This is a genomic window from Rossellomorea sp. ABR4_004 (assembly GCF_056159585.1).
This window is the reverse complement of record NZ_JBSWVM010000003.1, coordinates 431,039-443,998: the sequence shown is the minus strand read 5'-3', so window position 1 is coordinate 443,998 and position 12,960 is coordinate 431,039. Positions and strand designations below refer to the sequence as shown.

At 40.5% G+C, this 12,960-nt stretch carries 12 protein-coding genes; 9 read left to right on the top strand and 3 right to left on the bottom strand.

Annotation, left to right across the window (positions count from 1 at the left end; translation table 11 throughout):
* Positions 1-19: 19 nt before the first annotated feature.
* The gene (gene def / locus ACXAF2_RS19235; protein WP_475141044.1) at positions 20-574 is read right to left on the bottom strand and encodes a peptide deformylase; all 555 of its coding nucleotides are present in this window, start codon (positions 572-574) and stop codon (positions 20-22) included.
* A 335-nt stretch (positions 575-909) separates the two neighbouring features.
* Here def and ACXAF2_RS19230 point away from each other — a divergent pair, with 335 nt between their 5' ends.
* From ACXAF2_RS19230 to lpdA, 5 genes are all read left to right on the top strand, one after another.
* A complete protein-coding gene (locus ACXAF2_RS19230) occupies positions 910-1,569 on the top strand; it encodes a YkyA family protein (RefSeq protein WP_475141042.1) in 660 nt (219 codons plus the stop codon).
* 519 nt (positions 1,570-2,088) lie between these two features.
* A complete protein-coding gene (gene pdhA / locus ACXAF2_RS19225) occupies positions 2,089-3,204 on the top strand; it encodes a pyruvate dehydrogenase (acetyl-transferring) E1 component subunit alpha (RefSeq protein ID WP_148968598.1) in 1,116 nt (371 codons plus the stop codon).
* 3 nt (positions 3,205-3,207) lie between these two features.
* A complete protein-coding gene (locus tag ACXAF2_RS19220) occupies positions 3,208-4,185 on the top strand; it encodes an alpha-ketoacid dehydrogenase subunit beta (RefSeq protein ID WP_044337544.1) in 978 nt (325 codons plus the stop codon).
* Between the two features lie 156 nt (positions 4,186-4,341).
* Entirely contained in the window at positions 4,342-5,706 is a 1,365-nt protein-coding gene (locus ACXAF2_RS19215; protein WP_475141040.1) for a dihydrolipoamide acetyltransferase family protein, read from the top strand.
* Between the two features lie 4 nt (positions 5,707-5,710).
* Complete coding sequence (gene lpdA / locus ACXAF2_RS19210; protein ID WP_475141039.1) at positions 5,711-7,120, top strand: dihydrolipoyl dehydrogenase; 1,410 nt, start codon at positions 5,711-5,713, stop codon at positions 7,118-7,120.
* A 114-nt stretch (positions 7,121-7,234) separates the two neighbouring features.
* Here the strand turns inward: lpdA and ACXAF2_RS19205 are convergent, their stop codons facing one another.
* A complete protein-coding gene (locus tag ACXAF2_RS19205; protein ID WP_475141037.1) occupies positions 7,235-7,630 on the bottom strand; it encodes a hypothetical protein in 396 nt (131 codons plus the stop codon).
* A gap of 961 nt (positions 7,631-8,591) precedes the next feature.
* Between ACXAF2_RS19205 and ACXAF2_RS19200 the strand changes: the two genes are divergently transcribed.
* The 3 genes from ACXAF2_RS19200 to ACXAF2_RS19190 all read left to right on the top strand — a co-directional run bounded on the left by ACXAF2_RS19200 (position 8,592) and on the right by ACXAF2_RS19190 (position 10,140).
* Positions 8,592-8,840 carry a hypothetical protein gene (locus ACXAF2_RS19200; RefSeq protein WP_149158218.1) on the top strand — a complete coding sequence of 83 codons (249 nt, stop codon included), beginning with the start codon at positions 8,592-8,594 and terminating at the stop codon, positions 8,838-8,840.
* A gap of 65 nt (positions 8,841-8,905) precedes the next feature.
* A complete protein-coding gene (locus ACXAF2_RS19195) occupies positions 8,906-9,745 on the top strand; it encodes a polysaccharide deacetylase family protein (RefSeq protein ID WP_475141036.1) in 840 nt (279 codons plus the stop codon).
* Positions 9,746-10,020: 275 nt separating this feature from the next.
* A complete protein-coding gene (locus ACXAF2_RS19190; RefSeq protein WP_148968604.1) occupies positions 10,021-10,140 on the top strand; it encodes a GapA-binding peptide SR1P in 120 nt (39 codons plus the stop codon).
* Positions 10,141-10,235: 95 nt separating this feature from the next.
* On the opposite strand, the gene ACXAF2_RS19185 is transcribed toward ACXAF2_RS19190, so the two are convergent.
* Positions 10,236-11,705, bottom strand: coding sequence for an aminotransferase class I/II-fold pyridoxal phosphate-dependent enzyme (locus ACXAF2_RS19185; RefSeq protein WP_475141034.1), 1,470 nt, complete (start codon positions 11,703-11,705; stop codon positions 10,236-10,238).
* 295 nt (positions 11,706-12,000) lie between these two features.
* Between ACXAF2_RS19185 and ACXAF2_RS19180 the strand changes: the two genes are divergently transcribed.
* The gene (locus ACXAF2_RS19180; RefSeq protein ID WP_475141032.1) at positions 12,001-12,957 is read left to right on the top strand and encodes an NAD(P)H-dependent flavin oxidoreductase; all 957 of its coding nucleotides are present in this window, start codon (positions 12,001-12,003) and stop codon (positions 12,955-12,957) included.
* Positions 12,958-12,960: the final 3 nt, after the last annotated feature.

The window sequence follows — 12,960 nt, the reverse complement described above, 5'->3', positions numbered from 1 at the left end:
GGGAAGAAGTCTTTTTCTATTATCTTTCAATGGCAATCGCATCAGGAATCGGCTCAAATGGGTTCTTTGGATTGATATGGTCGTAGAACATAATCCCATTCAAATGATCGATTTCGTGTTGAAACACAATGGATGGCAGTCCCTTTAAACGCAGCTTCACTTCGTTTCCATCCATATCCCAGCCCTTTACTGTCACTCTGGCATAGCGGGGAACAAACCCGGGTACATTTCTGTCTACCGACAAGCATCCTTCACCGGATGTTAAATAAGCTTTCTCGATTGAGTGACTGATAATTTTCGGGTTGAATAAAGCATAGCTGTATAGTTTTCCTTGATTGTCTGTCACATTGACAGCTAACATCCGTTTGGAAATATTGATTTGGGGTGCAGCAAGGCCAATCCCGGGTCTGAGCCCATACTTATTTGCAGTTTCAGGATTTTGGCTGTTTATTACATACTCCAATAGGCTTCTTAATGTTTCCTGGTCTTCTTTTGATGGCGGTATAGCCACTTCCTTTGCCACCATTGTTAATGTAGGGTGACCCTCACGGATGATGTCATTCATCGTAATCATTGATTTTCCTCCTCAGATACGGTAGAGATAAGAATATGAAGTCGTAACATGACTTTTACAGGACACTTACAGACAAGGCCTTTTGATCAATTGTTTCTCTACTTTATTCATTAAAATTATCTATTATGTATGATAATAGTCTATCATTTTACTCCGGAAAAGTTAATGAATGAGATTTATTATAAAGTGGAATACTCACTGGGTAAATGACATATTTATTCTACTAGGAAGAATAGTCTAATCGACATTTTTTTCCACAGTTGTAAATCCCTATTGTCAAATGTTGTAGACATAGATATAGTAGAAGGTGGTAAATAGTTAAGGGGGATCTAGTTGTGTCGAAATTTCGTTTTGCTTTCATTTTAGGAGCCGCAATCTTTGCATTAATGGGCTGTGTCGGTGGTTCTTCACCCGAAGAGAATATGTACAATGTTCTTGAAGAAACAGTATCTAAAGAAGGTCAATATGTTGACGTTCAAAAACCTCTTCAAGAATTAGAAGAAAAAGAAAAAGAGATATACACTAAGATAATGGATCTTGGGATGAAAGAGTTTGACCAAATTGTAAAGCTTTCCGATGAAGCTCTGGACAACATCAAAAAAAGAAAAGACTATATCGAAAAAGAACGTACGTCCATGAGCGAAGCCGAGGAAGAGTTTGCGAAAGCAGACGAATTTGTTGATAAGTTAGAAAGCCAGGATCTTAAAAAGGAAGCAAAAAAGCTGAAACAAACGATGGAAGAGCGTTATCAGCTTCATGAAAAGCTAACATCTTCTTATCTGGATGCGCTATCTCTGGATAAAGAACTTTATAATATGTTCAAAAAGAAAGAGCTCACAATGGAAGAGCTCGAGAAACAAATCTCCTCTATTAATGACCAATATGAAAAAATAGTGAATTATAATGAGGACTATAATAAAAAGACAGAAGAATTCAATAATCTGAAACAAACATTTTATTCGAGTGCCGGTCTTGATGTAAAAGAATCAGAATAAAGAAGCATAAAAAGTGATAGACGAGAAAAACTTACTCGACTATCACTTTTTTTGTCTTTGTACGCAGTAATAATTATCCAAATCCTTTGTAGTGCACAAGATCATAACGGAGTATAGGAGATTGGTGGCATCCTTACTCTATAACAGATAAAGTTGTTACAGGTGTTTATATATAACAGATTTTAAATGAGTATTGATACAGTTTTGAAAAGAATTGGTAGAAATATTTTTCGGGATCACTTGGAAACAAGAATTTATAATACTTTGTCGTTGACTTCCTGAATTTCTATATTGTAAACTAGTAAAGGTATTCATGGATTGTATTAGTCAATGTGACATTATGACTGATACAGATAAGCTCGAATGTAATTTCGGGTTTTCTTTCTTGGTATTTGTGGAAAACTAGTAATAGTGTGTGTATCCGCAAGTATTGTGGTAGGTCATACTGAATTTGGGTAATCTAAACTTTGTATGTAAAAAAACCAAAATAAATGTATAAAGAAAGGATAGGTGACTTCGATGGCTTCTAAATCAAAGAAGGCACAATTCGATGCAGTTAAGACGCTCGAACAAATTGAAGACAAGTTTGAAATGTTCCAAATTTTGAACGAAGAAGGCGAAGTAGTAAACGAAGACGCAATGCCGGAGATCTCTGATGAGGATCTTCAGGAATTAATGCGTCGCATGGTTTATACTCGTATTCTTGATCAGAGATCAATCTCCCTGAACCGTCAAGGACGTTTAGGTTTCTATGCACCAACAGCTGGACAGGAGGCTTCACAAATTGCTTCTCACTTTGCTTTAGAGAAGGAAGATTGGATCCTGCCTGGATATCGTGATGTTCCACAAATCGTTTGGCACGGACTTCCGTTAGCTCAAGCATTCTTATTCTCACGTGGACACTTTAAAGGAAACCAGCCTCCAGAAGGAGTGAATGTATTATCACCACAGATCATCATCGGTGCTCAATACATCCAAACTGCCGGGGTGGCATTAGGTCTTAAGAAACGTGGTAAGAAAGCTGTTGCCGTTACATATACAGGTGACGGTGGTTCTTCACAAGGTGATTTCTACGAAGGAATTAACTTTGCAGGTGCGTACGCAGCTCCAGCGATTTTCGTTGTTCAAAACAACCAGTTCGCCATCTCAACACCACGTGATAAGCAAACAGCGGGCCGTACAATCGCTCAAAAAGCAGTTGCTGCTGGTATCCCTGGTATCTTAGTGGATGGAATGGATCCATTAGCAGTGTATTCAGCTACATTAGAGGCTCGTAACCGTGCTGTAAATGGTGAAGGTCCTTCACTGATTGAAACACTTTGCTATCGTTATGGACCACATACAATGGCTGGTGATGATCCAACTCGCTATCGTACTTCAGAAATGGATACTGACTGGGAAAAGAAAGATCCATTGGTGCGCTTCCGTAAATTCTTAGAGGCTAAAGGATTATGGAGTGAAGAGAAAGAAAACGAAGTGATCGAAGAAGCGAAAGAAGATATCAAACAAGCGATTAAAGAAGCAGATGGAACTCCTAAACAGAAAGTTACTGATTTCATTAACAACATGTATGAAGAGCTTCCGTACAACTTGAAAGAACAATTAGAAATCTACAAAGAAAAGGAGTCGAAATAAGCCATGGCGCAAATGACAATGATTCAAGCGATCACTGATGCACTGCGCACAGAACTACGCAACAACGAAGACGTTTTAGTTTTTGGTGAGGACGTAGGTCTAAACGGTGGTGTATTCCGTGCAACGGAAGGACTTCAGAAAGAATTCGGTGAAGACCGTGTATTCGATACGCCACTAGCAGAATCAGGAATCGGTGGTTTAGCAATCGGTTTAGCATTAGAAGGTTACCGTCCAGTACCTGAAATCCAGTTCTTCGGTTTCGTTTATGAAGTAATGGACTCGGTAAGTGGACAAATGGCGCGTATGCGTTACCGTTCAGGTGGAACGTATACTTCTCCAATCACAATCCGTTCCCCATTCGGTGGTGGAGTACATACTCCAGAACTTCATGCGGACAGCTTAGAAGGATTGATGGCTCAGCAACCTGGTCTGAAAGTTGTTATTCCATCAACACCTTATGACGCAAAAGGTTTATTAATTTCATCTATCCGTGATAATGACCCTGTCATTTTCTTGGAGCACATGAAATTATACCGTTCATTCCGTCAAGAGGTTCCTGAAGAGGAATACACGATCGAACTTGGTAAAGCGGATGTGAAACGTGAAGGTACAGACCTTTCCATCATCACTTACGGAGCTATGGTACACGAATCCTTAAAAGCGGCTGAAGAGCTTGAAAAAGAAGGCCACTCTGTTGAAGTAATCGATTTACGTACAGTAAGCCCATTGGATATCGACACAATCATGGCATCTGTTGAAAAAACGAACCGTGCCATTGTTGTTCAAGAGGCTCAAAAACAAGCCGGTATTGCAGCGAACGTTGTAGCTGAGATCAATGACCGTGCAATTCTTAGCCTTGAAGCTCCGGTGCTTCGAGTAGCGGCGCCAGATACAGTGTACTCATTCTCCCAAGCGGAGCCAATCTGGTTACCGAACCACAAAGATGTTCTTGAAACGGCGAAAAAAGTACTTAACTTTTAATGGGTGAGGAGCATTCATGCCCCCCTTAATATTCAAGTGAAAACAGAAGGGCATTCCACCCTTCTCTTTTCCAATTATAGATATAAGAAAATTAGACAGATATAAGTTTTACATTCATCTATTTTTAATCATTATTCAATACAGGAGGTAGAGTCCATGTCATTCGAATTCAAATTACCAGACATTGGTGAAGGTATTCATGAAGGTGAAATCGTAAAATGGTTTGTTAAGCCTGGCGATAAAGTTGAAGAAGACGATGTACTATGTGAAGTCCAAAATGATAAAGCAGTAGTAGAAATTCCATCTCCGGTAGCAGGAACAGTTGAAGAGCTTCTTGTTGACGAAGGTACTGTAGCAGTTGTAGGTGATACACTGATTAAGTTCGATGCACCTGGTTACGAAGATCTTCAGTTCAAAGGTGACGATGGCGAGAAGAAAGAAGCTCCTAAAGCTGACGAGAAAACAGAAGGTCAAGTTCAAGGAACAGCAGAACAAGGTCAAGATGTCAAGAAAGATGCATCACCAGAAGCTGCTGAAGAGAAATCTGAAGGTGTGAATCAAAGTGCTGCTGACGCAGAGGTTGATCCTAATAAGCGTGTCATCGCTATGCCTTCCGTTCGTAAGTATGCGAGAGAAAACGGTGTGGAGATTCGCCAAGTATCCGGTTCGGGTAAAAACGGACGTGTCGTTAAAGAAGATATCGATGCTTTCTTAAACGGAGATTCTAAGCCGGCTGAAACTGCTGAAGAAGCGAAAGCAGAAGAAAAAGCCCCAGAAGCTGATTCTAAAGCGGCAGCACCTAAAGCCCCAGAAGGTGAATACCCTGAAACTCGCGAGAAAATGAGTGGTATGCGTAAAGCAATTGCGAAAGCAATGGTAAACTCTAAACATACAGCACCTCACGTAACATTAATGGACGAAATCGATGTAACGAAACTTTGGGCTCACCGCAAGAAGTTCAAAGAAGTTGCAGCTGAAAAAGGTATTAAATTAACATTCTTACCTTATATCGTTAAAGCATTAACAAGTGCCTTACGTGAATATCCGGCACTAAATACATCCATTGATGATTCAACGAGCGAAATCGTTCAAAAACATTATTACAACATTGGTATCGCTGCAGATACTGACAAAGGTCTATTAGTACCTGTTGTGAAAAATGCTGATCGTAAATCTATGTTCTCAATTTCAAATGAAATTAACGAACTAGCTGGAAAAGCTCGTGATGGTAAACTTTCTGGTGATGAAATGAAAGGTGCTTCATGCACAATCACGAATATTGGTTCTGCCGGTGGACAATGGTTTACTCCGGTAATCAACCACCCAGAGGTTGCAATCCTTGGAGTTGGACGCATTGCAGAAAAACCTGTAGTTAAAAATGGTGAAATTGTAGCAGCACCTGTGTTAGCATTATCATTGAGCTTCGATCACCGTATGATCGACGGAGCTACTGCTCAACATGCACTTAACCATATCAAGCGTTTGTTGAACGATCCAGAATTATTATTAATGGAGGCGTAATACAATGGTAGTAGGAGATTTCCCAATTGAAACAGATACGATAGTAGTCGGATCAGGTCCTGGAGGATATGTAGCTGCAATCCGTGCAGCACAACTTGGACAAAAAGTAACGATCATCGAAAAAGAAAATTTAGGTGGAGTATGCTTAAACGTTGGTTGTATCCCATCTAAAGCTTTGATCACAGCGGGTCACCGTTTTCACAATGCTCAACACTCTGATGACATGGGTATTGTTGCTGAAAACGTAAAAGTGAACTTTGATAAGGTTCAAGAGTGGAAAGCTGGTGTTGTTAAGAAATTAACTGGTGGTGTTGAAGGTCTCCTTAAAGGAAACAAAGCAGAAATCGTTCGCGGTGAAGCTTACCTTGTAGATGCTAATACACTTCGTGTGATGGACGATAACTCTGCCCAAACATACAAGTTCAAAAACTTGATTCTTGCAACCGGTTCGCGCCCGATTGAAATCCCTAGCTTCAAGTTCTCAAAACGCGTACTTGATTCTACAGGTGCCCTTGCATTGGAAGAAATCCCAAGCAAGCTTGTAGTTATCGGTGGAGGTTACATCGGAACTGAGCTTGGTACTGCGTATGCAAATCTTGGATCTCAAGTAACAATCTTAGAAGGTGCTGACGATATTCTTAGCGGATTCGAAAAGCAAATGACAGCAATTGTGAAAAAAGATCTTAAGAAAAAAGGCGTAGAGGTCGTTACCAAAGCCATGGCTAAAGGCGTTGAAGAAAGTGACAGCGGCGTTGTCGTTAAGTATGAAGTAAAAGGCGAAGAGAAATCTGTTGAAGCTGATTATGTTCTAGTAACGGTAGGCCGTCGCCCGAATACGGATGAAATCGGTCTTGAAGAGGCTGGTATCGAGATGACAGACCGCGGAGTTGTCAAAATTGATAAGCAATGCCGCACGAACATCCCGAACATTTTCGCGATCGGTGACATCGTAGATGGACCACCACTTGCTCACAAAGCTTCTTACGAAGGTAAAATTGCTGCGGAAGTCATCTCTGGTGAACCAGCAGAAATCGACTACCTTGGTATTCCAGCTGTGTGCTTCACAGATCCGGAATTAGCTACAGTAGGTTATTCTGAAGCTCAAGCGAAAGAAGAAGGCATCGAAGTAATCGCTGCTAAATTCCCATTTGCCGCTAATGGCCGTGCATTGGCACTGAATGCTACAGATGGTTTCATGAAGCTTGTAACTCGTAAAGAAGACGGTTTAATTATCGGAGCACAAATCGTTGGTGCAGGAGCATCAGACATGATTGCTGAACTTGGACTGGCTATTGAATCCGGTATGACGGCTGAAGATGTTGCAATGACTATTCATGCTCACCCAACATTAGGTGAGATTTCCATGGAAGCAGCAGAAGTTGCTATGGGTAGCCCGATTCACATCGTAAAATAATGTAAATTAATAAAGGAGTATCCCGGAAATCGGGGATACTCCTTTTACTATTTGGTACTAATAAAAAGGGATTGAAGCGTTTTGGCTTCAATCCCTTTTTATTTTTCACGAAAATTATTGATCCCAACTTTGGATTGCACTTGAAACGGGCCTTATTATGTCTTCTTTAGTAATATCGCCTTCCACTTTACATATGACCTGATTGTTTTCTACAACAACGATTGCTGGTGAAGTCGGGGGAGAATCTGCTATTTTATTAGGTACTTCGGTATTAAGGCTCACTACCTTTAATCGTTTAAGGCTATCAGGGTACTGTTTTTTTAGTTCAATGATTGCATCATAGTAGGGTATTTCTTTGGAGACGTTTCGTTCATCGGTAAAAAAGATAACCTGTTTTTCTATAAACTGATCTTCTGCTAAAACAACTTTGTTGGAAGAAATATAATCACATGAAGTCAAAAGCAACATCGTGGAAATGATTAGTATTGCTAAAGCGAGTATATGTTTCATACATCATCCTCTTTTCTTAAACGATGCTATGAACTTTTAATTTGTAAATTAATGACTTTTTTACTGATCTTCAGTCACATTTTATCATATGAAAAATCATAAAAGGGTCAAGTCATTGAAATGTTACATAATTGAAAAGACATACATAATGAAAGTAATCATAAAAGAATATACTATATTAATACGATGATTGAAGGCTACTCATCGTCTTTATTAAGGGCTCTTTTCGTATAGTTTGTTGCTATTGTAGAGGAGATAATAGTTGATTTCCGCTCCAGGATGCTCGCTTTCCGCGGGGCTGGCGGTGAGCCTCCTCGGCTGCGCCTCCGGGGTCTCACCTGTCCAGCTACGGGGCTTAGGGGCTCGAGGTCATAAGCCAAGTCTGCCAAAAAGGCAAAGAGCGCCTTTCCGGCAGACTCGTCTTATGCTTGTCGCCCCTGGGCAAGCCCCTCCGCTTTTCGTACTGTCCAGCTATTCCCGCAGGAGTCGAGCCTCCTTCCGCTACAATCAACTTTCTGAGCATGAATCCTAAATCGAAAACAATTTAAACGAGCTTTTTAGCAAACAAACTTATTAAAGGTAAGTAAAGATTGAATTTCCTTTTAAGGAAGAAGAATTATTTTTTTCTAATTACATTGTTTTCTTGCACACCTTGAAGCTCTGTCATGAAAAAACTGTTAAAGATGGTGAGGGGAACTGCGCAGACTCCGGCGGATTTTGGTCGTGCCGAGACCCCGTTCGGCTAAGCTGAGGAGGCTCGGCCGAACGCTAGCTGCAAGCGGAGCAGTTCCCCTCACCATCTGGCATAAACCTGGTTGACAGAGCCCTGGCAGATTCTATGCTAGAAAACAACAATCTCTACGAAAAGAGCCTTATTAAATAAGCAAAAGGTTTCAATCCATGAATAGGGGTAAATAAAAAGAAGAAGTTTAAAATAAATCATTTAAAGGATGTAATGAACATGAAATCGTATATTGCTTTTTTGGTTCAAATGATTTTATGGAGTGTTTTTTATATAGCTGAATGGATGTCTGATAAGGATCATTTAGAATATAAGTGGATCATGTTTGTTATATTTTTTTACTTGGCGTTTATTGCTGCGAAGAAAATCGTTCAGTCAAGGAAGCTGACCTTATTTATAACGTCATTCAGTTTAACGTGCTTTTTTGCCTTCAAAGTAGTATTTGAAAATATAATGGAAATATTTTAATTCTTTCCCAAGTTTACTTAAGAATATGTTAAAATATTCAAAGTGAATACGGAAAGGTGATAGACATGAAAAAGATTATAGCATCTGGCTTAACTCTACTACTATTAACAGCGTGCTCGAGTGAACCAACAACCACCCATGAAGAAGCCAATAAGCCTGATCAGTCTGAAGTGGACAAAGAGAGCGATAAGACAAGTGAGGGGGACGCTTCACAAAAAAGCGAAAATGAACAAGAAGAAAAAACTGAGCCATCAGAAGAGGCGGTTCAATCAAAGGACTATACGATCAATGAAAATAACTGGAGCATTAATCCTATTGGTGATGCGAATCCAAAAGTGGTTCTCCTTACGATCGATGATGCACCGGATCAACATGCACTACAAATGGCAAATGATCTCAAAGCACTGAATGCTCCGGCTATCTTCTTTGTTAATGGTCATTTTCTTGATACACCAGAAGAAAAAGAGACGTTAAAAAAGATTCATGATATGGGGTTTGCGATTGGCAATCACACTTATAGTCACAGCAGTCTGAAAGAAATCTCTCCTGAAAAGCAAAAAGAAGAAATTGTGTCATTAAATGATCTCATTGAATCCATCATTGGAGAACGACCTAAATTCTTCAGGGCTCCATTTGGTCAAAATACTGACTATAGCCGACAAATTGCAGCAGAAGAAAAGATGTCACTAATGAACTGGACATACGGATATGATTGGGAAAAGCAATATCAGAACAAAGAAGCAATCACCGATATTATGGTTAACAGCCCCTACCTGAATGACGGGGCAAACCTGCTCATGCATGATCGCACATGGACAAGCGAGGGGTTACCCGATATCGTAAAGGGCCTGCGGGATAAGGGATATGAAACCTTGGATCCAAATAGAATAAAGACCGTTGAATAATGCTAATAAGCTGCGTGAAAGAAGCCTTCTTTCGCGCAGCTTTTATTTATTTATTCTTCCCCATACAAAGTTCATTGTATAAACTCACATAATAATCAGGTATGTCAATGAAAACACTTACATATAATTTATTAATTAATAGTATGATTGATTAAGAGAATAAAAAGTTAAATATGTTATACAAATAGGCTTGATATTTTAAATGTGTTATATTATTATAGAAGCAGATAAGATAAAGCGTTTACAAAAAAACATCGTGAAGGAGAGGAAAAAAGATGGGAACAATTGTATGTCAATCATGCCTTAACACTATCGATCACTATGAGGATGAGAAGGTTTCTGTTTTATTCTCTAACTGCTGTGATTGCAACGACGACAAAGAATTAGACGACTGAAACCTGCTAAGGGGTGCAGGGAGTGAAAATGTCTTAAAGGGGTTCTTATAAATAAAAGGATGAAGAAGGGTGGGGCCTTCTTCATCCTTTTTTGTTCATCTTATCGCTCTATGCTCTTTAATGACTCTCAAGTGACGTAAATCATAATCTTCAGGTCCCTGTACTGGCAGACCTGCTTCTATATTGGTTTTAATATAGTTGATGTTTTCCAGAGTGATGATTTCACCGGGGATGAAAATCGGAATTCCTGGGGGATAAACCATAATGAATTCAGCGATTGTTCTTCCGACAGACTCATCAATCGGAATAACCTCGGTATCTGCGTAAAAAGCATCTCTGGGTGTAATGGAAAGAACAGGTATGTCAGGCAGCATAACCTTAACTGGTGTCATATCTCCATGTTTTTTAAGGCTTATCACCAGCTCCTGTAAAGCCATGACCAATTGATCCCCCTCCACATGAGTGTCACCAGGAGTGATGATGCAAAGGATATTATAAAGGTCAGACATTTCAACCTCAATGTTATGAGCTTCCCGCAGCCACTTTTCGGCATCAAATCCACTTATTCCTAAGTCTTTCACCGACACAATCAACTTTGTTGGATCGTAGGCATAAGTGGCTTTCGTCCCAAGGATCTCTTCGCCTACACAGTATAAACCGTCAATTTCGTTGATCTGCCTTCTGATCTCCTGTGACAGTTCTATCGTCTTGGTGATGAGCTCGCGACCTTCAGTGGCCAGCCGTTTTCTTGCAACATCGAGGGAAGCGAGTAATAAGTAGGAAGTCGAGGTAGTCGTCAACATACTTAAAATGGTTTGCACCCGTTTCGGTGAAACAAGTCCTTCTTTCATATTAAGGACAGAGCTCTGAGTCATAGAACCGCCTAGTTTGTGAACACTGGTAGCCGCCAGATCAGCACCTGCCTGCATTGCTGAAAGGGGGAGTTCGTCATGGAAATGTATATGAACGCCATGAGCTTCATCCACAAGTACTGGAACATTATACGAGTGAGCGATTTCTACAATTTTTTTGAGATCTGCAGAAATCCCGAAATAAGTTGGATTGATGACCAGCACACCTTTGGCATCCGGATTTTGTTCCAATGCTTTTGCTACGGCATCTGTTGTGATTCCGTGAGAGATACCCAGGTCTTCATCAATATCCGGATGGATAAAGATCGGTGTTGCCCCTGAGAAAACAATGGCAGACATAACGGATTTATGGACGTTCCTGGGAACGATGATTTTGTCTCCGGGCCCACATACACTCATGACCATTGTCATGATGGCACCACTCGTTCCTTGAACAGAGAAGAAAGTATGATCGGCACCAAACGCTTCGGCTGCAAGGTCATGAGCTTCTTTTATCATCCCCTTAGGCTGATGTAAATCATCTAAAGGGCCGATGTTAATCAAATCAATGGAAAGGGCATTTTCTCCGATAAAATCCTTAAATACAGGATCCATACCTGCACCTTTTTTATGACCGGGAATGTGAAATTGGACGGGATTTTTTTTACTATGTTCAATTAAGCCGGAAAATAACGGCGTTTCATTCTGAGACAATTCATTCAACACCTCTTTATATTCTTTATCGCATATATAATAGCCATGCTAAAGTTATTATTATATAGGATTTTGCACATGATTTCATAATTTTTCTTACTATATTTTCAACAAACAAATGAATTATAGCACTTAAGAAAATCTTTGCATAGTGGCATATGCCCATCCATTTTAATATTTTGCCACCATTGATCATACATTACTGTCTTTCAGTAACTCTTTTTTATTATGGTCCTATCAAGAAAAGGATTTTCCCTGCTTTATCAAGAATAGTTCAGTGAATGGAGGGATTTAATTGAATTGGAAAACGAGAGTAACAGAGCTATTAAACATTCAATACCCAATTATACAAGGGGGGCTTGCCCATCTGGCATATGCAGAACTGGCTGCGGCTGTGTCGAATGCGGGTGGTCTTGGCCAGATCACTGCCATGTCTTTGGACAATCCTGATCAGTTACGAGAAGAAATTCTGAAGGTAAGGTCTTTAACAGATAAACCGTTCGGGGTGAACTTTGCCATCGGTCAACACGGACGCCCCTTTAGCGAGTTTGTTGACGTTGCCATTGAAGAAAAAGTGCCAGTCGTTTCCGTGACAGGAGGGAACCCGACTCCCCTGTTTCAACAACTCCAGGGAAAAGACATTGTTAAGCTTGTGTTGGTCGCCTCGAAAAGACAGGCAATCAAAGCGGAAGAGCTCGGTGCGGATGCAGTGATGGTTGTTGGACAAGAAGGAGGAGGTCATCTGGGGAAAGATGATATTGGTACATTCGTCCTGATTCCCGGAGTGGTGGATTCCGTTTCCATTCCGGTCATTGCTTCCGGAGGCGTCGGGGACGGAAGGGGATTGATGGCTGCTCTCAGCTTCGGTGCAGAGGGAGTTGAAATGGGTACGAGATTTATTGCTACAAAGGAATGTGTACATGCATCTGAAGTTTATAAGCGTACCTTGATTGAAGGGGACGAGAATGGTACAGTAGTCATCAAACGATCTTTAGGGGCACCGGCAAGGGCCATTTCAAACTCGTGGACCAAACAGATACTGGATGCTGAATCATCGAACGCTGGCTACGAAGGATTAAAAGCATACATAAGCGGTGAAGCCAATAAACGTTACATTTATGATGGAAAAGTAGACTCAGGGTTTGCGTGGGCAGGACAAGTGATGGGATTGATCAATGACATCCCATCAGTTAAAGATCTCATTCAACGAATGATCTCACAAGCAGAGGGCATCCGTAAGAAATGGAATTAATAC